The sequence below is a fragment of the Solidesulfovibrio magneticus RS-1 genome, from assembly GCF_000010665.1.
Classification (GTDB): Bacteria; Desulfobacterota; Desulfovibrionia; order Desulfovibrionales; family Desulfovibrionaceae; genus Solidesulfovibrio; species Solidesulfovibrio magneticus.
Genome location: NC_012796.1, coordinates 2,001,671 through 2,023,287, shown reverse-complemented (window position 1 = coordinate 2,023,287; position 21,617 = coordinate 2,001,671). Strand labels below are relative to the sequence as shown.

The window sequence follows — 21,617 nt, the reverse complement described above, 5'->3', positions numbered from 1 at the left end:
CGGGCATACCGTCAAGCGGCCTGAAGGAACCGCAGAAAGCGGACGAAGCCGGACAGCGTCGGCCCTACAGCCAGGCCGTGAAGAGGAAAAAGAACCCGGCCCCCAGCAGCATGGCCGCCGGCAGGGTGAACACCCAGGCCATGGCGATGGAGCGCAGGGTGCGCATCTGCAGGCCGCTTTTGTGGGCGGCCATGGTCCCGGCCACGCCGGAAGACAGCACGTGGGTGGTGGACACCGGCAGCCCCAGGCCGTCGGCCAGGCCGATGGTGGCCATGGCCACGATCTGGGCAGAAGCGCCCTGGGCGTAGCTGAGCTTGGTCTTGCCGATCTTCTCGCCGATGGTGACCACAATGCGCTTCCAGCCGACCATGGTGCCCACGCCAAGGGCCAGGGACACGGCCATGATGACCCAGCTTGGGGCGTATTCCGTTGGCCGGCGCAAGGTTTCGCGCAGTTGCTCGATCTCGGCCCGCTCGGCGGCGCTGCCCGAAAGCCCCTGCATGATCCGGGCGGCGTCGTCCAGACACAGGATGTCGGTGCGCAGCTCCCAGCGTTCCCCGGCCGGGATGGCGGCAATGGAATCATACAGGGCTAGCTGGCGCTGGATATCTTCCGAGGCGGCCACGGCCCCGCGCACGTCGCAGTTCACGGCCGAGGCTTTTTCGGGCAGCTCCCGGATCGCGCCGCTGGCGTAGGCCTTGTCGATCTCCAGCCGGTGGGCGTCGAAATAATCGGTGAACCGGGCCGCCGCCTGGCGCACCATGGCCGTCTCCCCGGGCGACAGGTCGGCGTCCAGGGAATAGACCCCGGGCAGGATGCCGATGAGGATGAGCATGATAAGGCCCACCCCCTTCTGGCCGTCGTTGGAGCCATGGGCCAGGCTCACGCCCAAGCCCGAGAGGATCAGCGCCGCCCGCATGGCCGGCGGCGGCGGCGCGTCGCCCTGGGGCGGCCGGTGCAGGGCCGGATTTTTGAGGAGTCGTTGCAGCAAAAGCAGCAGCCCACCGGCCAGGACAAAGCCGATGATGGGCGAGATAAAAAGCGACAAGCCAACTTCGATGGCCTTGTGCCAGTTGACCCCGGCCCCGGCCGGCAGCCCTTCGCGCACGGCGTTGGCCAAGCCCACGCCCAGGATCGCGCCGATGAGCGTGTGCGAGCTCGACGCCGGCAGCCCCAGGTACCAGGTGCCGAAGTTCCACAGGATGGCCGAGACGAGCAGGGAAAAGACCATGGCCAACCCAAGGTTGGAGTTGACCGACACGAGCAGGTCCACCGGCAGCAGATGGACGATGGAATAGGCCACGGCGATGCCGCCAAGCAGCACACCGAGAAAATTGCAGATGCCCGACAGGACGACGGCCGTGGTGGCCCGTAGCGCCTTGGTGTAGATCACCGTGGCCACGGCGTTGGCCGTGTCGTGAAAGCCGTTGACGAATTCAAAGGCCAGGGCGATGCCCAGGGACAGGCACAACAGGATCAGGGTATGGCCGTCAAGGCTGGCAAGGGACTGCAACATGCCGTACTCCGGTGCGGGTGGGGGAAAGCGGGCGCGAGCGGCGACCAAACCGCCCCTCCGCGTGGCGTATCCTTGAAAAAAGCAGCGAGCGTTTTGCCGGCAACAAGCGAAAAACCATTGCACTCCCCCAAAATACCAACATATTTATTTCGGAGAGGGGGGCGCGACGCTAGGTGCCTTCCAACAGATGCACCAGGGCCTGCCTGGCCTTGAGTTCCTCCACGGTGAAAATAAACCCGTGGGCGGCGGCGTGGGCCACCAACTCGGAGAGCGGCAGGCCGCCGACCAGCAGCAGCCGGTCCTTGTCGGCCTGCAACCAGGCCAGAAATTGATCGATGGCTTCCTGACTCATGGCCTCCTCCGTGCCTGCCCCTTTTGTCGCTTCCCTTAAAAAATACGGGCGTATTTTTTAAGAAAAAATGGTGGTTTTCATCGTTGCCCGGGAAACGCCAGAGGCGCTTGTCGCGGACGCGACACTAGCCCAATCGGGCCGGCCGCGTACAGGCCAAACCGATGAAGGTTGCGTGAGTCTCCCATGACGAACGCGCGGCGTGGGAAAACCCGGCCGCTGTGCAAAAAAACAAGCCGGGCTTCACCTTTTCTTCATAATCGGGTGCTACAGCCAGGGACGCGCCCGGATCGTCTCCCCGGGCCGCCAAGGAGGAAGTGCGTGAACAAGCTTTTCAAATACGACGGATTGCAGCAGCCCGACGTCATCGCCGCCTATCTGGAGGCCGTGCGCGACGGTTTCGCCTCCGGCGAGATCACCCTGTCCCAGGGCGAGGACGTGCTGCGCCTTATCCCCAAGGGGCTGGTGGCCGTCACCGTGGAAGGCAAGGCCAAGGGCGAGGACCGCAAACTCAAGTTGACCTTCCGCTGGAAGGAGCGCGAACAGGAATGTTCCGCGCCGCTTTTAATCACCGCCCGGGACGAAGACGATGCTTGAGATCGAGCGCAATTTCAAATTCCTGCTCGTGGAGATCGAGCGACAGATCGCCGGGACCATCGAAGTCCTCAAGCACCGTGACGAAAAGGCCATCGCCAAGATCGAGGCCCGCGACGACTATATCGACAACTTGAAAAGCGTCATCGAAAACGCCTGTTTCGCCACCCTGCACGGCGAAACCCGGCCCACCGCCCCGGAAGTGGCCCGCATCCGGGCATTTCACATCATCGGCAGCAACCTCGAACGGGTGGGCGACCATGCCGTCAACGTGGTACGCCAAACGCGCCACTACGACGACCCGGGGTGCTTGCTGCGCTACGCCTACAAGCCGTTTTTCCAGGAAATCCAAAATGCCCTGGGCTGGATGCCCAAGGCGGTGCTGGAGCGCGACATGTCCGCGGCGCTCAAAATCTGCCGTTGCGAGCTGCATCTCGACCGGCTCTACAAGCAGGAGTTCGACCGCATCCGCGACGAACTGCGCACGGGCTTCAACACCGGCGATCTGCTCACCACCCTGTTTATCTTCCGCTACCTCGAACGCATGGGCGACGCCCTGCTCAACATCGGCGAGGCAGCCATCTTCGCCATCACCGGCGACAAATTCAAAATCCGCCAGTTCACCGCCTTAAACGACATCCTGACCGCCGCCGGCCACGAAAACCCGCTGTCCGACGTGGAATTCGCCTCCATCTGGGGCACCCGCTCGGGCTGCCGCATCGGCCGGATTCAGGAACGCGGCGGCGAAGGCGACTGCCACAAGGAAGTCATCTTCAAGGACGGCGACACCGGCAAGCTGCGCCAGGAAGCCGCCAACTTCGCCCGCTGGGAGTCCCTGATGCCGGGTCTGGCCCCGCACCTGGAGGCCTTTCGCGAAGGGGAAAAGACCAGTTCCATGCTCATTGAGCTCTTGCCCGGCCAGACCATCCAGGACCTGTCCCTTTCCGGCGACCTCAAGCTGCTCTCCCGGGCCGTGGCCGCCCAGTGCGCCGCCGCCGGGGAACTCTGGGAAAAGACCCTGACCCCCGGCCCCCAGCCCACCGGCTACAGCAAGCAACTGCGCGCCCGCCTGCCCGAGGTGCTCGCCGTGCACCCGGGCTTTCGGGTCAAGCCCAAGGCCATCGGCTCCTATCCCCTGCCGTCCCTGGACGAAATTGTCGACGCCGCCGAGGCCGTGGAGCGCACCCTTGCCGCGCCCTACACCGTGCTGATCCACGGCGACTACAACACCAACAACATCCTCTACGATCCGGCCGAGAACCGCATCCACTACATCGACCTGCACCGCTCGGCCGACGCCGACCTGGTGCAGGACGTCTCGGTCTACATGGTCTCCAACTTCCGCCTGCCCATCTTCGACAAGGCCCGGCGAAGCGTCCTTTCCGCCGTCATCCTGGAGATGCGCCGCTTCGCCGCCGCTTTTGCCGCCAAGCATGGGGATACGACCTTCGACATCCGGCTGGCCCTGGGCCTTGGCCGGTCGCTTATGACCTCGACCCGATTCGAACTGAGCGAACGTTTCGCCCGGCTCATGTTTAACCGAGGCGTCTTTTTGCTGCAGCACGTGGCCGCCCATGCCGGCGACCCGGCCGACTTCAAGCTGCCCATCGACGCTTTGTGCTACTAGACAACCTGCCTGCAACCATGGAGAAAAACATGAAAAAGATTGGCGTGGTGGGCATCCCCGGCGGCTGGTCCACCCTGCGTTTGCTGGACGCCCTGGAAGCCCGCACCGGCTATCGCCTGTGCATCGACATGGCCGAGGTGCGCCTGGATCTGGAAACGGGCAAGGCCTTTTACAAGGACAACGACCTGACGGAACTTGACGGTATCATCGTCAAGAAAATCGCCCCGTCCTATACCCCCGACGCCCTGGACCGCATGGAGATCCTGCGTTTTCTCCATTCCGGCGGGCTGCCGGTGTTTTCCAACCCGGACAGCATGTTTCGGCTCATTGACCGCCTAAGCGGCACGGCCGTGCTGCGCCGGGGCGGCATCCCCATGCCGCCGACCACCGTCACCGAGGACGTCAGCGAAGCCGCCGCCGCCGTCTCGGACTACGGCCGGGCCGTGTTCAAGCCGCTGTACAGCTCCAAGGCCCGGGGCATGACCGTCATCGAGGAAGGCCCGGACATGCACGAGGAGATCGCCGACTACCAGGCCGCCGGCAACCGGGTCATGTACATCCAGCAGATGGTCTCCCACGCCGGCGGGCATCTCGATCTCGGCGTGTCGTTTTTGGGCGGCCAATATCTGGCCACCTACGCCCGCCAGGGCAGCGGCAACTCCTGGGACACCACCACCCGCACCGGCGGCCGCTACGTGCCCCACAACCCGTCGGACGAGATCATCGAACTGGCCCGCAAGGCCCAGAACCTGTTCCCGGGTATGGCCTTCACCTGCGTGGATGTGGTGGAAACCCCATCCGGCGCGGCCATCTACGAAGTCTCGGCCTTCGGCGGCTTCCGGGGACTCCTCGACGCTTGCGGCCTGGACGCGGCCGGCACCTACGCCGACTATGTCCTGGGGGAGATCGCATGAGCGCCCCGACCATCGCCGGGCTTATGGCCCCCGTCCTGGAAACCGCGCCCCTGGCCCACCGTCTGGAAGTCACCTTTGACGACGTGACCGTGGCCGTGGCCACCAACTCCCAGGCCCTGTCGGAAAAGCTCGGCCGCTACTTCCGCGATTTCCTCGGCAGCGGCGGCACGACCGTCATCGAGGTCACGGCCATCGAGGCCGGGCCGCCGGACTTCGATCTCCCCTTTGCCGTCCACCCCCGAGAACCGGGCAAGACCAAGCTCAAGGAAGCCTCCATCGACCTTGCCGACGGCCGGGTGGTCAAAAAGCTCCTCACCGGCCTCGTCTTTCTCTTCGGCCAGGGCAAGAACTACGCCGTGGGGCCGTGCCTGGACAACGACAACCAGATCGTCAACTTCATCAACAACCGCTTCATCGAATGGCGCTTAAAGCGCGGGGCGCTGCTGTTCCACGCCGCCGGCGTCGCCCAAGGCGGCCAAGGCCTGGTCATCGCCGGTTTTTCCGGGGCCGGCAAATCGACCCTGGCCCTGGAGATCATGCGCTGCGGCACGGAGTTCATCAGCAACGACCGGGTCATGGTTTCCCGCGAGGGCGACGGCCTGGTCATGCACGGCGTGGCCAAGATGCCCCGGGTCAACCCCGGCACGGTGCTCAACAACCCCAGCCTGGCTCCGGTCATGGACGCCGTCGACCGGGCCCGGTTCTCGGCCCTGCCCGCCGCCGAGCTGTGGGACCTGGAGCACAAGTACGACGCCTTTATCGACGAGTGCTTCGGCCCGGGCCGGTTCAAGCTGGCCTGCCCCATGGCCGGGCTGGTCATCCTGCGTTGGAAGCGCGACGCCTCGCCCATGACCGCCGCCCGGGTGCGCCTGGCCGACCGGCGCGACCTCATGCCGGCCTTCATGAAGGACGTGGGGCTTTTCTACGAATTCGAGGACCCCTCCGAGCCGTCCATGGCTAGCCAGAAGGCCTATCTGGAACTGTTGGGCGACCTGCCGGTGCTGGAAATCGACGGCGGCGTGGACTTCCACCAGGCGGCCCAGGCCAGCCTGGATTTTCTGGCTGCGGTGCGCCGGTAACGGCCATGGCCCAAGGTTGTGGCCCAAGAGTAGGCGGACACAGGACGCCAAACCGGCGCACAGCCGGCAAAATGCCAATTTAGTAAGGTGATTGTCCGTCTTGCTTCAGTCATGAGAAAGCCATCCCCGGCTTGTAGGGCCTGATGCGGCATCGGGGGAGTCCTTGCCGGTGCTTGGACCGGCCTCCCCCGCGCATCGAATCGAAGGAGGCGTCATGACGCAACCCCCGCAGCAAGCGACACCCCAGGCTCCCCCCCACCCGGCCGCCCTCGGCCCCGAAGGCCTGCGCCTGGCCCCGGAAGCGGCCTTTGTCAAAACCCTGGAACACTTCGTACAGAAAGCCAATGTCTTCGCGGCCCTGGCCGCCAAACAAAAAGTCGAACCCTACGAGGCCTTCCAGCACCTGAACGCCTTGTGGCGGGACGTGGCCGAGGCCGGCGAGCGCCTCACCGAACCCGTCCCGGTCGCCAAGCCCGCCGCCATGGGGCTTTCCGCCGCCGAAGCCCGGGAGCGTCTGGCCAAGTACGGCCCCAACCAGGCCGCCGCCGCCAAGCGGATCACCCTGCTAAGCCGCCTGTTTGACGCGGTCAAAAACCCGCTGGTGCTCCTGCTGTTTGTGCTCGGCTCCATCTCCTACGCCACCAACGACGTCCGCTCGGCCGTGGTCATCATCGGTATGGCCGTCCTGGGCGTGACCCTCAAGGTCATCCAGGAGGCCAAGGCCGACACCGCCGCCGAGGAACTGCGCAAGATGGTCCACACCACGGCCACGGTCCTGCGCGACGGGCAGCAGACGGAAATTCCCATGGCCCAGGTGGTCCCGGGCGACATGGTGCTGCTCTCCGCCGGCGACATGGTCCCGGCCGACGTCCAGCTCGTGCGGGCCAAGGATCTCCACGTCAACCAGGCCATGCTGACCGGCGAGGCCTTGCCCGTGGAGAAAACCGCCCGCCCCTTCGGCGAGGCCGCCCCCGAGGGGGAGACGGGACTGAACGATCCGGCCATGTGCTTCATGGGAGCCAACGTGGTCTCGGGCTCGGCCGCCGCCCTGGTAGTGGCCACCGGAGCGCGCACCTATTTCGGCGGCATCGCGGCCAAGCTTTCGGAAAAGCGGGTGGAGACGGATTTCGACAAGGGTATTAAAAATTTCACCATGCTCATGCTGCGCTTCATGCTGGTCATGGTGCCCTTTGTCTTTCTCATCAACGGCGCAACCAGCGGCGACTGGATGGGCGCGTTCATGTTCGCCCTGGCCGTGGCCGTGGGCCTGACCCCGGAAATGCTGCCCATGGTGGTGACGGTGTGCCTGTCCAAGGGGGCGCTGGCCATGTCCAAGCACAAGGTCATCGTCAAGCGCCTGGACGCCATCCAGAATTTCGGGGCCATCGACGTGCTGTGCACGGACAAGACCGGCACGCTGACCCAGGACAGGATCATCCTGGAAAAATACCTCGACGTCACCGGCCGCGAGGATTGCTCGGTGCTGGAATACGCCTACGTCAACAGCAAGCTGCAAACGGGCCTGCGAAACGCCCTGGACCTGGCCGTCATCACCTCGGGCGACGACGCCGCCTCGGCCATCGATCCCAACCGTTACGAGCTGCTTGACGAGATCCCCTTCGACTTCATGCGCCGCCGGTTAAGCGTCATCGTGCGCGACAAGCAGACCGGCAAGGCGGTGCTTATCTGCAAGGGCGCGGCCGAGGAAGTCTTCTCCAAAAGCCATGACTGCCTCCACGACGGCGTGACCTCGCTCCTGGACGCCGACCACCGCGAAACCATGCAGGAGTTGGTCCACGAACTCAACGACGACGGTTTCCGGGTGGTGGCCCTGGCTTATAAGGAAGTCGACGGTTCGCGCCACGACTTCGCCGTGGCCGACGAGTCCGACTTGACCCTCATGGGCTATCTGGCCTTCCTCGATCCACCCAAGGACACCGCCGCCGACGCCCTGGCCACCATGCTGGCCCATGGCATCCAGCCCAAGATCGTTACCGGCGACAATGCCGTCATCACGGCCAAGATCTGCCGCGAAGTGCGTTTTGACGCCGGGGACCACATCATCACCGGCGACATGGTGGCGGCCATGCGTCCGGCCGAGCTGTCCGAGGCCGTGGAGAGCTGCCACGTGTTCGCCAAGCTCGATCCCATGCAAAAGGAAGCCATCGTGGCCGCGCTTCGCGCCCGGGGCCATGTGGTCGGGTTCATGGGCGACGGCATCAACGACGCCCCGGCCCTGCGGGCCGCCAACGTCGGCATCTCGGTGGATTCGGCCGTGGACGTGGCCAAGGAGTCGGCCGACATCATTTTGCTGGAAAAAAGCCTGCACGTGCTGGAGCACGGCGTGGTCGAAGGCCGCAAGATTTTCTTCAACATCACCAAATACATCCGCATGGGGGCCAGTTCCAACTTCGGCAACATGTTCAGCGTGCTCGGGGCCAGCGCCTTTTTGCCCTTCCTGCCCATGCTGCCCATCCAGATCCTGGTCAACAACCTCATGTACGACTTCTCCCAGACGGCCATTCCCACGGACAACGTGGACGACGACATCGTCAAGGCCCCCCGGCGCTGGCGCATCGACGACATCCGGCGCTACATCGTCTGGCTTGGCCCGGTAAGTTCCATCTTTGACTACGTCACGTTCTTCATTTTACTGCATGTTTTCCATGCCTGGGACAACGCCGCGCTGTTCCAGACCGGCTGGTTCATCGAATCGCTGCTGTCCCAGACGCTCATTGTCCACGTCATCCGCACGGACCGCATTCCCTTCCTGCAAAGCCGCTCCAGCTTGCCGCTGGGGCTTACGACGCTGGCCATCTGCGCCTTGGGGGTGTGGCTGCCCTTCTCGCCCCTGGCCGCCTCCTTCGGCCTGGTCGTGCCGCCGGCCCATTATTGGGGGTTTATCGCCCTGGTCATCTTCGCCTACATGTGCCTGGCCCAGATCGTCAAAACCTGGGTGGTGCGGCGCATCACCGCGGTCGGTTAGGCGTCGTTCAGGCCATCGATAACAAGCCCCGGCGCGCGCCTTCATGGGCAGCGCGCCGGGGCTTGTCCGTGTCGTGCAGGCAAAACAAGCGCATGGAGCGTTATTGGATGCGGCGCGACGGTTACCGCGTCGCGGGGACCAGCGCAACCAGATCCATGCGATGCGTCAAAGCTGACATCGCGCCATGACCAAGCCCGACCAGTCGAAAAAAAGCCCGGCCGCTTGCGCGGCCGGGCTTGGACGTTTCGGGGGAAACGCGGTCCTACTTCTTGTTGAGCCCGACTTCCTGGGGGAAAATCGGCAGATAGCGGTAGGACAGGCTCATGATGATGAAGCCGTAGGCGATGACCATGAGCGAGGTGGCCCATTCCGCCCAGTTGGGCGTGTAGATCTCCCACTTGGTGAACGGCAGCACCGGCTGGGCCAGGGCCTGGACGGTGAAGACGTAGCGGTTGATGACCACGCCGGCGCAGGCCAGGATGGCGCCCGTGTACATGAAGAACGGCTTCTTGCGCAGGGGCGTGAGCAGGCAGATGACCGGGACGATCAGGCACAGCACCAGTTCGGAGAAGAACAGCCACTTGCCGTAGACCATGCCGTAGAACATCTGGTCAAAGGTCAGGCCGGCCCGGGGCAGGATGTCGTTGATCCAGGCCCAGGTGTCCAGGTACTTGAACACCGTGTAGATAAGCAGCATGGTGCCGCCGATCTTGCACATGAGCGACTTGACCCGGTAGGTGGTGAGCTTGCGGCCGGTGATCTTTTCCATGAAGCCGCAGATCAGCACCGTCATGCACGGGCCGGAGGCGATGGCCGACAGGACGAACAGGAAGAACGTCCAGGGCCAGATGAAAAACCCGTCGCGGAAAGCGTACGGGCGGGCGAACATGACGCCGTACATGCCGCCGAGCGACCCCTGGTGGAAGGTCGAGAGGAACGCGCCGATGCCGGCGAAAAGCGGCATGACCACGTGCATCTGGTGGGCCAGGTTGTGCAGGAACGGGATCTTGTTGATCTGCTTCTGCTCAAGGATAAGCGGAATGTACTCGATGATGAGCACCATCAGGTAGCAGGTGATGCAGAAGATGACTTCCGTCAGCATCGAGTGGACGTTGGGGTGCCAGTAGCCGAACCACGACCGGATGGGCTGGCCGACGTCCAGGGACAGGATGAGCATGGCCCCGGAGTAGCAGATAAAGCCCTTGATGACGGTCAGGTTGATGATGTTTTTGAGTTCGTCGATACGGATGATGTAGCGCAGGAGTCCGGTAAAAAAGGCTCCGGCGCCCAGGGCGATGACGGCCAGGTCGAAGGTGATCCACAGGCCGAAACCGAAGTAGTTGTCCAGGCCGGTGACGCCAAGGCCGTAGGCGAAGCACACGATCATGGCGAAGAAGCCGTAGAGGGCGACGACGCCCAACACGCTCAGCCACTTCATGAACTTCCCAAGGGAGCAACGCTCGACGCCCTCGGGGTACCAGGTTTTTTCGATTTCAATAAAGCTCATTGCATCCCCCCCGATTACTCGCTTTTAAGGTAGTTGTCGCCGAGCTTGCGGACCCATTCCCGCCGGCTGATGTAGTAGACCTGGGTATCGGTGCCCAGGCGCTCCAACAGACGGAAGGCGTAGGGGCTTTTGACCAGCTCGTGCACCTTGTGCTTGGGGTTTTTGATGTCCCCGAAAGCGAGGGCCCCGGAAGGGCAATTCTGGACGCAAGAGGTGACGTAGGCCCCGTCATCGAGGTTATCGGGATCCTTGCCGGCGACGCGGGCGGCGTCCTTGGCCTGGGTCCAGCGATGATGGCAGAAGGTGCATTTCTCGACCACGCCGCGAGGGCGCACCGAGGTCATGGGAGACAGGGTCTTCTCCATGCCTTCCGGCCAAATGGGGTCGTACCAACCGAAGTAACGGACGTGGTAGGGGCAGGCGGCCACGCAGTACCGGCATCCGATGCAACGGGGGTAGACCTGGCTCACGATGCCGCCGTCCTCGTTCTTGTCCGTGGCGATGACCGGGCACACGGACACACAGGGCGGATTGCCGCACTGCTGGCAGGGCCGGGGCAGATAGGCAATGTCGTGATTCGGGAAGGCTTTGTCGTTGGTGAGCTCATAGACGAGCATCCACGACGTGGCGCGCAGCTTGTTGGAAGCCTCGCGCTGGGGTTCGACGTTGTTTTCGGTCTGGCAGGAGGCCATGCAGGCTCCGCAGCCGGTGCATTTGTCAATATCGATCACCATGCCCCAGGTGATCGGGAATTCCTTTTTCTGTCCGGACATGACGGCTTCCCTTTCCCTTCGTTAGGCGATTTTGACTTCAGGGGCGATCCACATGGACAGGCCCGAGCCCGGCTCTTCGACCACGGCGGCAAGCGAGAGGTAGTTGGCTCCCTTGCCCTGGCTGTAGTAGTCGAAGGCGGTATGGCCGAAGCCCAGGGGGGCGGAGACCATGCCGGGCATGACGCTTTCGAAGATGTGGACCTTGGCCTGGCAGTCGACGCCGGCGCCGGACAGTTTGACCATCTGGCCTTTTTTGAGGCCCAGGGTTTTGGCCGTCTCGCTGTTGACGCGGATGAAGGTGGTGTCGCCGAGAAGCTCGGTGTCCGGGACCGTGGTCAGATCCTGGCAGGGCATGCCGGTGACCGGGGTGCCGGTGCGCAACTGGGCGTAGGGAGCCAGCACCGTGGCTGTGGCGGGCTTGCCGGCCTTGACGGCCTTGGCCACCACTTCGGCGGCAAAGCCCATGGCGGTCTGGGCCGCCTGGCCGACCATGGTCCAGGCGTACCCGGCTTCCAGGGCCTTCCAGAGGTCGCCGCCGACCAGGGCGGGCGCGGGCTTTCCGGCCGCGACCTGCCAGGGCATGACGTCCTTGGCCACGAAACCGCCGCTGACCTTGGCTAGGCTGGCGACTTTTTCCTTGATGACCTGCTGGAAGTTGTCGAACTTGAGGTCAATGGAGAGCTTGCGAGCCAGGCCAAGCAGCACGTCGCCGGTGGTCTTGGTGTCGCAGATGGGCTTCTGGATGGGCCGCACCAGGCTGTAGACGCAAAAGCCGGAGCCGTAGGGCGTGGCCACGTCGTCGTAGCGCTCCAAGGGCAGCGAGTTGGGCAGCACCAAGTCGCACAGGGCGGCGGTCTCGTCCATGAAGGAGGAGAAGCTTACCTTAAACGGGATCTTTTCCAGGGCCTTGGCCATGGTCGCCGCTTCGGGCAGGCCGTAGGCCGGGTTGGCGTCATAGATGAGCAGGGCCTTGGGAGCCGGGGTTTTGCCGGACTCCACGCCCTTGAGAAACGCGGGCAGATCACCGTCGAGCATGGCCGCGCGGGTCAGCGCGCCCGGGACCACCGAGGGCAGTTCCGGCAGCATGTAAACGCCACCGGGCTTGTTGATGCGGCCCAGGAGCATGTTGAGGGACATGCCGGCGATGACCGGGGCCGCGCCCAGGCCCTGTCCGAAGGGCGAGCCGGTGACCACCAGGGGGGCCTTGGCCGAAGCCAGGGCCTTGGCGATGGCGGCCAGGGTCTCGGGAGCCACGCCCGTGGCCCGCTTGACGTCTTCGGGACCGAAGCCGCCGTTGACCACGGCCTTGAAGGTGTCGAACCCTGGAGCGTTGCTGGTCGCGCCGGCCTTGAGCAGGTGCCAGGCGATGCCCAGCGCCACCACGCCGAGATCGGCGGCGGCAGCCGGAACCCACTGGTCGCACACGGCGGCGGTGTTGTTGCGGCTGGGGCCGACGTAAACGTAGGTGTTGGCGGGCTTGGCCCCGGCCGGGCGGTTGGCCCCGAAGGCCTTGCGGTTCCTGGAGGAAGTGCCCCAGGTCTCGAAGATGTCCGCGCCAAGGACCAGGACGGTATCGGCGTTTTCGAAGTCGTAGCCGGCCTGTCCCTGGGCTCCCATGAGCTTCATGGCCTTGGCGGCGGTGGTGGCTTCGGAGGGCATCATGAAGCTGCCGGCGCTGCCGAGCTTGGCCGTCAGGGCGGTCAGGACTTCATTGATGGTGCCGGTGTTGTCGCCGGAGATGGAGGCCACCGCGCCCTTGGCCGCACCGAGCTTCTCGGCCATCTCGACAAGGGCCTGCTCCCAGGTGATGGGGGCAAAGGTCTTGCCGTTGCGCTTCATGGGCGATTTGATCCGGGCCGGGCTGTAGAGCATGTAGACTTCGGACCGGGCCAGGGCGGAGACGCCGCCGCAGGACAACGGATGCGAAGGGTTGCCGCCGGCCAGAATCGGGTTGCCGGCCACACGCATGATCTTGAGGCCTTCCCCAGCCGGGCACAGCTTGCTGGTGGTGGCCACGTAATCGACCTGGCCCTTGGGAACCCGGGGGATCCACGGCCAGTTCTGGGTCCAGATAGAAGCGTCGTCAATCAATTTCCACGGAATGGGGGTGAACATGGCGCCAACGGTACCACCCGCCACAAGACCGAGGAAAGCTCTGCGATCAAGTCCCATTTCTCCCCCCTTATTTATGACAGACGAAGCAGGCGTTGCTGGTGCCCATGGAAGCGTGGCAGCGTTCGCATTCCCACATCTTCATGGTGTCCTTGCTGTAACCGCTCAGACGGTTCTCGTAGTACGGCGGGGGAGTGTCCGTCTTGGCCACGTCGAGGTGGCACTTGGTGCACTCGAATCCCTTGTGGGCGGCGTGGGAGAAGAACACGTTGTCGGGCTGGTACTGGTACACAAGCCAGGGCACCTGCCGGCCGGTCTTGACGTAATCCTTGACGAACTTGTCGATTTCCTTGCCGTTGGCAGAGGTATCGCCGGTCTCTTCGCCATGGCACTCGGCGCAGGACTCGGTGGAAGGCAGGCCGGCAAAGCGGCCGTCGGGACCCAGATGGTGGCACTGCTCGCACTCAATGCCCAGCTGGGTATGGACCGTGTGACTGAAACGAATAGGTTGCGTCTTTTGGCTGTACAGCATCTTCGGGAAGATGCCCCACCCCACCACCAGGGCGCCGACGAAGCCGATCAGGGCAAAAAGCGCCATGCCGCCCACACCGCCGGCCGAATTCGATCTTTTCTCCTCCATACGTCCCCTGCCCATGCCTTTGCTGGTTGTCCGCCGGGCGCAAAGACGCCCAACGGCCCCTTCCCCCCCACGGGGAAAGGCGGATGAAAGAAAGACGTGTCGCCACGTCACGAACCCCTCCGAGGATTTGTCCCCTCACCTCGGCGCGGATTGTCGCACCGCGCTTTTTACCCAGCCTGCTTCTTCCGTGTCAAGGTCTAATGAAAAAATTCACGAATCCCCGGCCTGTTGCTGACTCTATTTGGGGCTTTTGCCCTCGCGGCCGTAGATGTCGTCGAAGCGCACGATGTCGTCTTCTTCAAGATACGGCCCCGACTGGATTTCAATGATCTCGACCGGCACCTTTCCGGGGTTGGAAAGCCGGTGCAGACTGGTCTTGGGAATGTCCACGGACTGGTTGTCCGTAAGCAAAATTTCCCGTTCGCCCACCTGGACCAAGGCCGTGCCCGAAACTACCACCCAGTGCTCGGCCCGGTGGTGGTGCATCTGCAGCGACAGCCGCGCGCCGGGCAACACCTCGATGCGCTTGATTTTAAAATTCGGCCCTTCTTCCAGCACGGTGTAGCTGCCCCAGGGCCGGCGCACCGTCACATGGGCCTCGACGAGCTTGCTGCCCTGTTTCTTGAGCGCCCCCACCACGTCCTTGACCCGCTGGGCCTCGGTCACCGGGCACACCAGGGTGGCGTCCTTGGTCTGGATGACGATAAGGTCCTTGACCCCGGCCACGGCCAGAGCCCCACCTTGTGAAAAAAAGAGCGAGTTCGAGCAGTCCAGGGCCAGCACGTCGCCCTGGATCACGCAGCCGCTGGCGTCGCGCCGGCCAAGCCGGTACAGCGCCTCCCAGCTCCCCAGGTCGTCCCAGTCGAAGCCCGCCTCCACCATGGCGATGCGGTCAAGCTTTTCCACCACGCCATAGTCCACGGAGACGTCGGGAATGCCGGCGTAGCCGTCGGCCAGGGGACGTTTGCCCCGGGCCTGCCACCAGTCGTGAAGAACCGGCGCATGAACAGCCACGGCATCCAGAAAAACGTCGGCCCGAAACACGAACATGCCACTGTTCCAGGAATACTCGCCGCTAGCCAGAAGCGCTTCGGCGGTTTCCCGGTCCGGTTTCTCGGTGAATCCCAGCACGGCGTAGCCGCCCTCGCCCAGGGCCTCTCCCCGGTGGATGTAGCCGTAGCCCGTTTCCGGGGCCTTGGGCGGGATGCCGAAGGTGACAAACCAGCCGTCCCGGGCCAGCTCGGCCGCCCGGTCCATGGCCCGCACCCAGGAGGCGACGTCGTCGATGCGGTGGTCGGCTGGAAACACGCCCACAACGGCCTGGGGATCGGCGGCCACGATGGGGGCCAGTCCGAGGAGTATGGCCGGCAGGGTGTTGCGGCCCACGGGTTCGGCCACCACGGCGCTGTCCACGTCCGGGAGCTGGCCGCGCAACTGGGCGCGCACTTCAAAAACGTGTTCCTCGTTGGTCACCACGGCGATGCCCGTCGGGGCAAAGGCCTTGGCCACGCGCTCGGCCGTGGACTGGAGCAGGGTCGCCTCTCCGCCCAGGGCCAGCAACTGCTTGGGCAGAAGCGTCCGGGAAAGAGGCCACAGGCGCGTGCCCGAGCCGCCGGCCAAAATCAGGGCATAACGTCCGCCAGAGGATGTCCCGACATCGGAATTGCTCATAGCCGCGGATTCTCCAATTCGCGTTGCGTCACGCCATCAAACGGCAGGCCTACGGAAGTGACGCAAGGCGCTCGTAAATCGTGTTCACTCGTAACCACTCGGGTTTCAAGGAGTTCCTAGGGTTCGTAGACGAACGGGGAACCCAGGGCGGCCAGACGCGGCTGGACCGCATCCTTCTGCGACAGGACAGGATCGGTGACCGGCCAATTGATGCCGATGTCCGGGTCGTCCCAGGCGATGCCGGCGTCCAGGTCGGGCGCGTAAGGAGCATCGACCTTGTACATGAATTCGGCGTCCTCGGTCAGGGTCACATAGCCGTGGGCAAAGCCCCGGGGCACCATGAACCGCAGGAAATTGTCGGCGGAAAGCTCGATGCCGTACCACTTTTTATAGGTGGGCGACCCCACCCGCAAATCGACCACGACGTCGTAGACCGCTCCCCGGGTCACCCAGACGAGCTTGGCCTGGGTAGCCGGCGGCAGTTGGAAATGCAGGCCGCGCAGCACGCCCTTGGGGCCGGAGCGGGCGTGGTTGTCCTGCACAAAATCATAATCGAGGCCGGCCTTGGCGTAAGCCTCCCGGCTGTAGGTCTCCAGAAAAAAACCCCGGTGATCGCCGAACACGTTCGGTTTGATCACGACAAGCCCCGGGATGCCGGTTGGCGACACCTCCACGCGGGACCTCCTTTGCTACGCTTGCCGAATGCTTCGGCCATGCGGAATGAATGGGCGCTTGTAACGTATTTCGCGGCCTTGGACAACAACCGTCGCGGCCTTTAGTCCCGGCGCGAACGAGGCGGCCGGCCCGGTTTGCCCGATCCTGAGGATTGGCCCTTCCCGGCCGGACGGGGCGGCTTGCTCCCCGGCGACTGGCGCGACGAGCCAGGCGCGCCGGCCGGACCCGACGCTCCGGGCGCGCCGCCCGGCCGGGGACGTCGCTTGCCGCCCTTTTCCTCCCGGGAACCGGCCCCGGCTTTGGTCGAACCGGAGCGGCGCTCCTGGCCGCGGGCCGCCTTGTCCCCAGGGACGGGGGCACGGCCGGTTGCGGCCCGGGGCTCCGCCGACCCCACGCCGGACGGGTCCGGGGCGAGCATGACGCGCGGCGCGCCGCTTTTGGCGTCGAGCGGCGCGCCGGCCGGCACGTCCACGGCCAGCAGGTCGCCCGGGGCGGGCGGACGGCGGTCCGGGGAACACAGCACCAGCAGCCCGGAAGCCGAGCAGCCGTAAACCGCGCTGCCCGGCACGTCGGCCAGGGAAAAGGCCCCGGACACCACCCGCGCCCCGCCACTGGGCGCAGGGCGGGCCTTGCGGGCCAGCAGGAAAGACAGGCTCAGGCGCTCCTTGCCAAGGCCGGCCCGCTCGGAAAAAGCGGTCAGCCAGCGGGGCGAACCCACCGGCGACATGGTGAAATGGCACCAGGCCCGGGTGCGCCCGGCCAAGAGCACGCACTCCTCGCGGTGGGGGCAGGGGGCGGCAATATCCATGTCCATCTCGACAAAGGCCTGGCGCATCCCCAGCAGGCAGCGCCAGCCCAGGCGCGTGCCGGGCTCGACCACCAGGACCCGGCCGCCGGGCACGAGGCTTTCGGACAGTTGGGCGGCCACGCGCTCCATGCGCTCGTCCAGCGGTTCGCGGACCTTGCCGGCCAGCTCGTTGGCCACGTTGACCATGGCCACGAGATCGGCTCCGTCGGTCAATCCCTGCCAGTATTCGCCCCGGGTGACGCGGATGCGCCAGGGCGCGTCCGGGCGGGTGGGGTCGAAGCCGGCCAGCTCGGCGAAAAGGGCCAGCCCCAGTTCCAGGGCCCGCTTGGAGCGGTCCACGCAGGTGATGCGCAGCCGCCGCTTGCGCAGATCAGGCCGCGACAGCCACAGGGCCTGGATGAAGGTCAAGGGGCCGCTGCCGAGGTCGCAGACCACCCCGCCGTCGGGAATGTCGAGGTCGAGGCCAGGCAGCAGACGCGACAGACGTACAAGGTTCCAGGGCAGATAATACCAAAGATAGGCCGACAGCACCTTCGGGTCGCTCAAGTAGCCCGGCCGGGGGCCGCCTTCGCGCTCGGCGGTCAGCGACAGGGACAGTTCGCGCACGACCTTGGGCAGTTCGCGCACCAGGCCCGGGCGCAGCGGCAAGGCCTTTCGCAGCAATTCGGGATAGGCTTCGAGCCGGGCGCGGACGTCCGGGGGCAGGGGCGCAAGCAGGCGCTTGGCGCCGGGACGAGCCGGCACGGCGGCGGCGTCAGAGGACATAGGAAAAAACCATCCTTTGGATGAAGGCCTCGCCGGAATCGGCGGCGTCGACCAGGGGAACGAGTGTGGTGCGGGCGGCAAGCCCGGCCGCCTGACGGCGGCTTGGGGCGTCGGCCAGAAACAGCGCCGCGCCGGCCAGGGACAGGTTGCCGGCCACATGGGCGCGCCCGGCCAGTCCGGGCGGCAGAAAGCCGAGGGTTTCGAGATCGGCCGGCGATACGGCCGCGCCGAACGCCCCGGCCAGATGGACCGAGGCCAGATCGGCCGTGGCCAGGCCGGCGGCAGCCAGAAGCGCCGAAACGGCCAGATTGCAGGCCGCCTTGACCTTGAGCAACTCCTCGACGTCGCCGGCCGGCAGCCGGCAGCCGGCGGTTTCGAAATACGGTTCGCCGTGGGCGCGTCCGACCTGGGCGGCCAGACGCCGGCCAAGCGGGGTCGCGGCCGGGGTTGTAGCGAATCGACCGTCCACGTCAAGGATTTGCTGCTCGACCAGTCGCGCGGTCAGGGACAGATAGCCCGGTCCGGCTATGCCGCGCGGCGCTCCAGTATGATCGGGGTCAAAAAATTCCGGCACGATGCCGGCCGGGGTGAGAGCAAAGGCCACGGCCACGCCCGGCCCGGCCATGGCTCCCTGGGACAGGCCCACGCCTTCCAGGGCCGGCCCCAGCGGGGCGCTGGCGGCCAGATAGCGGTCCGGGGAAAGGGCCAGCACCAGCTCGGCGTTGGTGCCCAAATCAGCCAGCAAAAAAGGGTAGGCCGGCGCTTGCCGCACCAGGGCGGTCAGACCGGCGGCGATGTCGGCGCCGACAAAAGGCCCGAAAAGCGGCGGCACATAGGCCGGCGGCAGGCCGGGATCAAGGCGTTCCAGGCTGTCGCCGCGCCACGACAGGCCATAGGGCGCATGGGCCAAACCGCCCAAGGGCTTATCGCACAAAATCGACATCATGACGGCATTGCCGGCCACGCACAGGGCGGCGAGCCTGGGGCCGGCGGGGACGGCCAACCGCTTGAGTTCATCCACAACCAGCCGGCGCAGATAGTCGCCGCCGCCGGGTTCCAGGGCAAAAGCCAGGCGCGAGACCACCTCGGCCCCGGCCCCAAGCTGGGGATTGACCCCGCGCCCCTGGGCCGCCACCGTGCCGTCGGCCAGGGACACCAGCCGCCAAGCCAGACCGGTGGTGCCAAGGTCCACGGCCAGGCCCAGGGGGCCGTCGCCGGCCGCTTCAGGCGTCGGCGCGACAGGAGGCCCGGCCGGAGTGGTCGCGCCCTCGGGCAGTTCCAGACGTTCGCCGCCCCGGGCCGGATGCAGGCAGGCCAAGCGCCAGCCGGCGGCCAGCTCGTCCGGGGACAGCCGACGCAGTTCGGCCGGCAAGGGCGGCGGCGCATCGGCCGCAAAGCGCGCCCGGCAGCGGCCGCAACGTCCTAGACCGGCGCACAGGGGCACGCCCACGAAAAAGCCGGCCCGGAAAAGCGCCCGAGCCAAGGTGTCGCCGGGCCGGGCCGTCACCGCCCGCTGTCCGCCCGGCCCGACAAGAAAAAAAATGTTCGCCATTTCCGCCGAGTGTTCCCCATTTCCGCTTCCCGGACAAGGCCCGGAAAGGGCCGGGAAGGAGATTTCAATTTATTAAATTGTCAAAATAACCTTGACGCGGATTTTTGAAGCTTTTAAACGGGACTCTACCTTTCGAAACTGTATCCGGCGATGCAAACGAAAAATCGTCCTGGTGGACCGAGCAAACGGTCCACGCTTCGAGGCGATCAGCGGCCCCACGAAACCGAAAGGTTTATGCGGAAACGTGGAAGCGGCCCCGGCCGGCAACTCCAGCAAGGAGGAAACGTTTTGACCGACGCGCGCGCACACGCCAAAGGCCTAACCAAGCTCAAACCCTACGTCGTCATGGCGGTCCTGGCCCTCGCCCTGGCCGGGTGCACCTCGAAACCTAAAACCTACTCCTACAATTTCGAAGACTACCAGGGCTTTAACGCCAGCAACAAATTCCTGGTCGCTGGCGACCACGAAGCCCAGCTCATCGCCGCCGCCGAGAACAACCTCATCTCCGGCAACCTGTTCGACCAGGGCGGCTCCACGCCGGCTCCCAGCGCCGCATCGGCCCCCCGGATGCAGGCCGCGGCCTCGCCGGACAAGCTTATCAGCGACAACCTTTTCGAGCTGACCTCGGTGCAGCGCAAAGGCGGTGTCTACGACCGCATGTTGCGCACCGCCCATACCCAGCTCGGCACGCGCTACCGTTCCGGCGGCTGCGACCCCAACTCCGGATTCGACTGTTCCGGTTTCACCACCTGGGTCTTCAACCGCTACGGCATCCACCTCCCCCGCTCCTCCCGGGAGCAGTACCAGGTGGGTTCCATGGTGGCCAAAAACAATCTGCGCAAGGGCGATCTCGTCTTCTTCCGCTCCAAACGGGGCGTCAATCACGTCGGCATTTATCTGGAAGACGGCAAGTTCATCCACAGCGCCAGCCAAGGCAAAAACGTCACCATCTCCCACCTCGAAGAAGATTACTGGAGAACGCATTATGCGGGAGGCCGTCGGGTCTTCTAGCGCCGTTCGCGGCGTGTCCTGCCCAAAGGCTCACGAAGCGGGTTTCCCTCGGACGGGAGGCCCGCTTTTTCGTCAGGCGGCCCTTTCCCTGGCCGGCCGATGGGCCGTGGCCGGGCTTTTGGCCGTCTTTTTAACCGTCTGGCTGCCGGGCCTGGCCCTGGCGGCCAAGGACAAGCCGGCCGCCACGCCCACCGCCGCTGCGCCGGCCAAGGCCACGCCCTTTTACGAGGCCGAAGCCGCCGCCGTAGCCGATGCCGCCGTGCGCCAGGAACTCCTTGAAGTCGGCCGGCAGTTCGCCAGTGCGGTCACGGCCCGGACCATGGCCCGCTTTTCCGGCAAGGCCGGCCAGCGCCATCTGGAACTGCTCACTGACCCCGGCCAGGCCTTCCGCGACGCCGCCCGTGCCGACGCCCTGGCCCGGCTCCAGGCCGCCAACGCCGATCTCGCAGCCAGCCAGTATTTCGTCTACGCCGACCGCAACCCGGCCACCCAACTGCTGCTTTTGGCCTACTACGACGCGCAGGCCAAACGCGTGGCCTTTGTCGGCGCGGATTTCATCTCCTCGGGCAAGCTGCGGCCCCGGGAGGACTCATTCATCACGCCGGTGGGCGTTTTCGAGCATCTGCCCGAAAACTGGGGCTACCGGGCCGAGGGCAGCAAAAACAGCAAGGGCTGGCGCGGCCTTGGCGCGCGCGGCAGCCGGGTGTGGGATTTCGGCTACCAGCAGGCCCCGCGCCAGTTCCGCCAGGGCGTCTACGACAGCCAGATGCGCCTCTTAATGCACGCCACCGACCCGGACCAGGGCGAACCGCGCCTTGGCGGCCCGGATTCCAAGGGCTGCGTGCGGGTGTCGGCGGCGGCCAACGCCTTCCTCGACAGCCGCTCCATCCTCGACCGCCACTACGAGCAGATCGCGGCCACGGACAAGGAGCGCGACATGTGGCTGCTGCGCCGCGACCGCGCCCCGGTCTCCCACCCAGGCAGCTACCTCGTGGTCGGCGACTCGGCCCTGGGCAGCGCCTCGAACTAGCAGCACGC

17 protein-coding genes are annotated in these 21,617 nt (G+C 65.4%); 7 read left to right on the top strand and 10 right to left on the bottom strand.

Features of this window, described 5'->3' with window-relative positions:
• Positions 1 to 64: 64 nt before the first annotated feature.
• Both DMR_RS08520 and DMR_RS08515 read right to left on the bottom strand, forming a co-directional pair.
• Positions 65 to 1,516, bottom strand: a complete 1,452-nt coding sequence (locus tag DMR_RS08520; RefSeq protein WP_015860501.1) for an inorganic phosphate transporter — start codon at positions 1,514 to 1,516, stop codon at positions 65 to 67.
• Positions 1,517 to 1,685: 169 nt separating this feature from the next.
• Positions 1,686 to 1,868 carry a Nif11-like leader peptide family natural product precursor gene (locus DMR_RS08515; protein WP_015860500.1) on the bottom strand — a complete coding sequence of 61 codons (183 nt, stop codon included), beginning with the start codon at positions 1,866 to 1,868 and terminating at the stop codon, positions 1,686 to 1,688.
• Positions 1,869 to 2,186: 318 nt separating this feature from the next.
• Between DMR_RS08515 and DMR_RS08510 the strand changes: the two genes are divergently transcribed.
• From DMR_RS08510 to mgtA, 5 genes are all read left to right on the top strand, one after another.
• Positions 2,187 to 2,462 (top strand): amphi-Trp domain-containing protein, encoded by a 276-nt coding sequence (locus DMR_RS08510; RefSeq protein ID WP_015860499.1) that lies wholly within the window; start codon positions 2,187 to 2,189, stop codon positions 2,460 to 2,462.
• Positions 2,455 to 4,086, top strand: a complete 1,632-nt coding sequence (locus tag DMR_RS08505; protein WP_015860498.1) for a phosphate signaling complex PhoU family protein — start codon at positions 2,455 to 2,457, stop codon at positions 4,084 to 4,086. The genes DMR_RS08510 and DMR_RS08505 overlap by 8 nt, the downstream gene beginning before the upstream one ends.
• Before the next feature lie 29 nt (positions 4,087 to 4,115).
• Positions 4,116 to 5,000 carry a GAK system ATP-grasp enzyme gene (locus DMR_RS08500; RefSeq protein WP_015860497.1) on the top strand — a complete coding sequence of 295 codons (885 nt, stop codon included), beginning with the start codon at positions 4,116 to 4,118 and terminating at the stop codon, positions 4,998 to 5,000.
• A complete protein-coding gene (locus tag DMR_RS08495; RefSeq protein WP_015860496.1) occupies positions 4,997 to 6,079 on the top strand; it encodes an HprK-related kinase B in 1,083 nt (360 codons plus the stop codon). The genes DMR_RS08500 and DMR_RS08495 overlap by 4 nt, the downstream gene beginning before the upstream one ends.
• Positions 6,080 to 6,293: 214 nt before the next feature.
• Positions 6,294 to 9,065, top strand: coding sequence for a magnesium-translocating P-type ATPase (gene mgtA, locus DMR_RS08490; protein WP_015860495.1), 2,772 nt, complete (start codon positions 6,294 to 6,296; stop codon positions 9,063 to 9,065).
• Between the two features lie 262 nt (positions 9,066 to 9,327).
• Here mgtA and qrcD read toward each other — a convergent pair whose 3' ends face one another.
• From qrcD to DMR_RS08450, 8 genes are all read right to left on the bottom strand, one after another.
• On the bottom strand, positions 9,328 to 10,572 hold the full coding sequence (gene qrcD, locus DMR_RS08485; protein ID WP_015860494.1) for a menaquinone reductase integral membrane subunit QrcD: 1,245 nt from the start codon (positions 10,570 to 10,572) through the stop codon (positions 9,328 to 9,330).
• A 14-nt stretch (positions 10,573 to 10,586) separates the two neighbouring features.
• Positions 10,587 to 11,345 carry a menaquinone reductase iron-sulfur cluster-binding subunit QrcC gene (gene qrcC / locus DMR_RS08480; RefSeq protein ID WP_015860493.1) on the bottom strand — a complete coding sequence of 253 codons (759 nt, stop codon included), beginning with the start codon at positions 11,343 to 11,345 and terminating at the stop codon, positions 10,587 to 10,589.
• Positions 11,346 to 11,366: 21 nt separating this feature from the next.
• Complete coding sequence (gene qrcB / locus DMR_RS08475; protein ID WP_015860492.1) at positions 11,367 to 13,517, bottom strand: menaquinone reductase molybdopterin-binding-like subunit QrcB; 2,151 nt, start codon at positions 13,515 to 13,517, stop codon at positions 11,367 to 11,369.
• 10 nt (positions 13,518 to 13,527) lie between these two features.
• Positions 13,528 to 14,097, bottom strand: coding sequence for a menaquinone reductase multiheme cytochrome c subunit QrcA (gene qrcA, locus DMR_RS08470; protein WP_015860491.1), 570 nt, complete (start codon positions 14,095 to 14,097; stop codon positions 13,528 to 13,530).
• Between the two features lie 237 nt (positions 14,098 to 14,334).
• Positions 14,335 to 15,768 (bottom strand): mannose-1-phosphate guanylyltransferase/mannose-6-phosphate isomerase, encoded by a 1,434-nt coding sequence (locus tag DMR_RS08465; RefSeq protein ID WP_015860490.1) that lies wholly within the window; start codon positions 15,766 to 15,768, stop codon positions 14,335 to 14,337.
• Positions 15,769 to 15,884: 116 nt separating this feature from the next.
• Positions 15,885 to 16,442 (bottom strand): dTDP-4-dehydrorhamnose 3,5-epimerase, encoded by a 558-nt coding sequence (gene rfbC, locus DMR_RS08460; RefSeq protein WP_015860489.1) that lies wholly within the window; start codon positions 16,440 to 16,442, stop codon positions 15,885 to 15,887.
• Positions 16,443 to 16,543: 101 nt separating this feature from the next.
• A complete protein-coding gene (locus DMR_RS08455) occupies positions 16,544 to 18,016 on the bottom strand; it encodes a small ribosomal subunit Rsm22 family protein (RefSeq protein WP_015860488.1) in 1,473 nt (490 codons plus the stop codon).
• A complete protein-coding gene (locus tag DMR_RS08450) occupies positions 18,006 to 19,568 on the bottom strand; it encodes an ASKHA domain-containing protein (RefSeq protein WP_015860487.1) in 1,563 nt (520 codons plus the stop codon). Before DMR_RS08450 ends, DMR_RS08455 begins: the two co-directional genes overlap by 11 nt.
• A 288-nt stretch (positions 19,569 to 19,856) precedes the next feature.
• Here DMR_RS08450 and DMR_RS08445 point away from each other — a divergent pair, with 288 nt between their 5' ends.
• Together DMR_RS08445 and DMR_RS08440 are read left to right on the top strand one after the other, a co-directional pair.
• Positions 19,857 to 20,579, top strand: coding sequence for a C40 family peptidase (locus DMR_RS08445; RefSeq protein WP_015860486.1), 723 nt, complete (start codon positions 19,857 to 19,859; stop codon positions 20,577 to 20,579).
• On the top strand, positions 20,554 to 21,609 hold the full coding sequence (locus DMR_RS08440; RefSeq protein WP_015860485.1) for a L,D-transpeptidase: 1,056 nt from the start codon (positions 20,554 to 20,556) through the stop codon (positions 21,607 to 21,609). Before DMR_RS08445 ends, DMR_RS08440 begins: the two co-directional genes overlap by 26 nt.
• The last annotated feature ends 8 nt before the right edge of the window (positions 21,610 to 21,617 follow it).

What these genes read in the sequence shown, in the direction of transcription:
- DMR_RS08520 (WP_015860501.1), bottom strand. Translation starts at nt 1,516, where the DNA reads ATGTTGCAGTCCCTTGCCAGCCTTGACGGCCATACCCTGATCCTGTTG.
- DMR_RS08515 (WP_015860500.1), bottom strand. Translation starts at nt 1,868, where the DNA reads ATGAGTCAGGAAGCCATCGATCAATTTCTGGCCTGGTTGCAGGCCGAC.
- DMR_RS08505 (WP_015860498.1), top strand. Translation starts at nt 2,455, where the DNA reads ATGCTTGAGATCGAGCGCAATTTCAAATTCCTGCTCGTGGAGATCGAG.
- DMR_RS08500 (WP_015860497.1), top strand. Translation starts at nt 4,116, where the DNA reads ATGAAAAAGATTGGCGTGGTGGGCATCCCCGGCGGCTGGTCCACCCTG.
- DMR_RS08495 (WP_015860496.1), top strand. Translation starts at nt 4,997, where the DNA reads ATGAGCGCCCCGACCATCGCCGGGCTTATGGCCCCCGTCCTGGAAACC.
- mgtA (WP_015860495.1), top strand. Translation starts at nt 6,294, where the DNA reads ATGACGCAACCCCCGCAGCAAGCGACACCCCAGGCTCCCCCCCACCCG.
- qrcD (WP_015860494.1), bottom strand. Translation starts at nt 10,572, where the DNA reads ATGAGCTTTATTGAAATCGAAAAAACCTGGTACCCCGAGGGCGTCGAG.
- qrcC (WP_015860493.1), bottom strand. Translation starts at nt 11,345, where the DNA reads ATGTCCGGACAGAAAAAGGAATTCCCGATCACCTGGGGCATGGTGATC.
- qrcB (WP_015860492.1), bottom strand. Translation starts at nt 13,517, where the DNA reads ATGGGACTTGATCGCAGAGCTTTCCTCGGTCTTGTGGCGGGTGGTACC.
- qrcA (WP_015860491.1), bottom strand. Translation starts at nt 14,097, where the DNA reads ATGGAGGAGAAAAGATCGAATTCGGCCGGCGGTGTGGGCGGCATGGCG.
- DMR_RS08465 (WP_015860490.1), bottom strand. Translation starts at nt 15,768, where the DNA reads ATGAGCAATTCCGATGTCGGGACATCCTCTGGCGGACGTTATGCCCTG.
- DMR_RS08455 (WP_015860488.1), bottom strand. Translation starts at nt 18,016, where the DNA reads ATGTCCTCTGACGCCGCCGCCGTGCCGGCTCGTCCCGGCGCCAAGCGC.
- DMR_RS08450 (WP_015860487.1), bottom strand. Translation starts at nt 19,568, where the DNA reads ATGGCGAACATTTTTTTTCTTGTCGGGCCGGGCGGACAGCGGGCGGTG.
- DMR_RS08440 (WP_015860485.1), top strand. Translation starts at nt 20,554, where the DNA reads ATGCGGGAGGCCGTCGGGTCTTCTAGCGCCGTTCGCGGCGTGTCCTGC.